The 2,315-nt window shown below is 65.3% G+C and carries 1 protein-coding gene; it reads right to left on the reverse strand.

Translation table 11 applies throughout. The features are described from left to right. A partial coding sequence (locus tag M5B98_RS28700) for an RHS domain-containing protein (RefSeq protein WP_412548800.1) occupies window positions 1-2,315 on the reverse strand: 2,315 nt, incomplete at both ends.

The following is a 2,315-nucleotide window of genomic DNA, read 5'->3' on the forward strand; positions in this document are numbered from 1 at the left end:
TCACCGGATCCGGCGTCAGATACCGCCCCAAATCCGGGTCGTAGTACCGATGCCGGTTGTAATGCAGCCCGCTTTCTTCATCGAAGTACTGCCCCTGAAACCGCAGCGGCTGGTCGAGGTAGTCCTCGGTCGCGAGCTGCAGCGAGGTGACCTTGCCGTAGGCGCTGTACTTGGCTGACCAGACGATCTCGCCGCTGTAATCCGTCAGTTCTTGCGGGGTGCCGAGGTGGTCGAGCTGGTAGTAGAACGGGCAGGCGCGTTTCGGGCCTTGGCCGTCGAGCATCGCCAGGGGGCGGAAGGTGCCGGGTTCGTAGATGAAGCTGCGGTGTTGGGTCGGGCTGCTTTCGGCGATCAGGTGGTCGCCTTGCCAGAAGAACTCGGTGGTCTGGCCGTCGACGGTCTTGCGGATGCGCCGGCCGAAGGCGTCGTAGTGGTAAGTCGCGGTGCTGCCGTCGGGACGAGTGAGGCCGATCAGGCGGTGCTGGCTGTCGTAGCGGTATGCAGTGACGAGCTGTTGGGCGCGACCACGGCGTTCGCGGATCAGGTTGCCGAAAGCGTCGTAGTCGTAATGGCGGTCGCCCTGCATCAGCAGGCGGTTGCCTTTGATGTGTGTCGGGCCCGGGCGGTCCTGCAGCAGCAAGTTGCCGGCCGGGTCGTGGGCGAAGTTTTCCGGCACGTCATCGCGGGTGTGGCGTACGCGGATCAGCCGGTCGAGGGCGTCGTACTGGTAGCTGCGCTGGCCGTGGCGGGTGTCGGCGATGTGTTCGAGGTTGCCGTTGGCGCTGTAGGCAAAGTCGCGGCGGTACAGCGCACTGCGTTGATGGCCTACGGCGTGGGACAACAAGCGGCCCTGTTCGTCGTAGGCATATTCGCTGAGCAACAGGCCCTGCTGGCGCTGCTGTTCGCGACCGTTCTGGTAGACGTGGCGGGTGAGCAAGGCGCCGTTGAGGTCGATCGCGGTCAGCGCGCCGCCCTTGGCATAGTGGTAATCGAGCTTGCTGTTGTCCGGCAGACGCATCCGGGTGAGCTGGCCGCAGGCGTCGTAGGTGTAGCGCAAGGTGCCCCAGCCCTGATGCTCGCGTACCAGTCGGTCCTGCAGGTCGTATTCGAAGGCCAGTGGGTGATTCTGGCCGTCGTCCACCCCGACCAAGCGGCCGAGACGGTCGTAGCGGTAGCTGACCTCGATCCCGTCCGGCAAAGTCTTGAGCAGCAGGCGTCCGGCAGCATCACGTTGGTAGCCGGTGACCAGCGTCGAGCCGTCATCGCCGTACTCGGTCTTCTCCAGCAGATGACCGTTGCGGTCATAGGCGTAGGCGGTGCGCCGCCCATCGAAGCCGGTTTCCTGTCGGATCAGTCCGGTGGGCGTGTAGTCCAGCCGGTACTTTTCGCCCGACTCGTTCTCGATCTCCGTGAGCAACAGCTGCGCATGGTCGTAGCGGTACTGCAGCCGCGTGCCGTCGGGGTTGATCCGTCGGCTGACCAGGTGCAGGTCGTCGTCATACTCGTAGCGGGTGATGCGCCCCAGTTCATCGCGTTCGGCGGTGATCTGGCCGTAGGCGCTGTAGGACCAGGCACGGGTGGCACCGGTCGGCGAGGTGGTCTGGATCAGGCGGCCGACGGCGTCCCACACATGGCGGGTGATCGCGCCGTGTTCGTCCTGCGCAGTAATCCGCCGCCCCAACGCATCGTAGGAAAACTTGCGAACCCCACCGTCCGGCAGGCTTTCCTCGACCAGTTGCCCGAGGTCGTTCCACACGAACACGTGCCGGCCACTGTCCGGATAACGGATCGACAGCAACCGCCCCTGCGGGTCGTAGTGGTAGTGGGTGACATGGCCGTCAGGATCGACCGCCTCGGTGACGTCGCCCTGGGCATTGCGCCGGTAGGTCCACTCCGCCTCGCCTCGGCTGCGGCGGTGCAGGAAACCATTGCGGTACTCGTAGGACGTCGGCGCATCGTCCGGCGGAATCAGCGCGATCAGCCGTCCGGCGTCGTCATAGCGGTACTCGGTGACCGCCCCCAGCGCATCCTGCTCAGCGATCAACCGGCCCGCCGAATCGTAGGCCTTGTGCTGTTCGCCCCCGTCCGCTGCGACCTGACGCACCAGCCGCGCCGTGTCGTCGTGGGCGTAAACCTCTTCGCGGCCGTCGACGTACTGCACCCGCACACTGCCGGCATCGTCCCAGACGTAACGGGTGTCCATCTGCGAAAACGACGCCCAGTGCCGCACGCAACGCGCCGCTTTGCCGGAACGCTCCCACTCCCAGAAGAAGCTCGCACCACCGGTTAACTGCCGTTGCAAAATGACGTGGGCA

Source organism: Pseudomonas sp. MWU12-3088, assembly GCF_023242405.1.
Taxonomy (GTDB): Bacteria; Pseudomonadota; Gammaproteobacteria; order Pseudomonadales; family Pseudomonadaceae; genus Aquipseudomonas; species Aquipseudomonas kribbensis.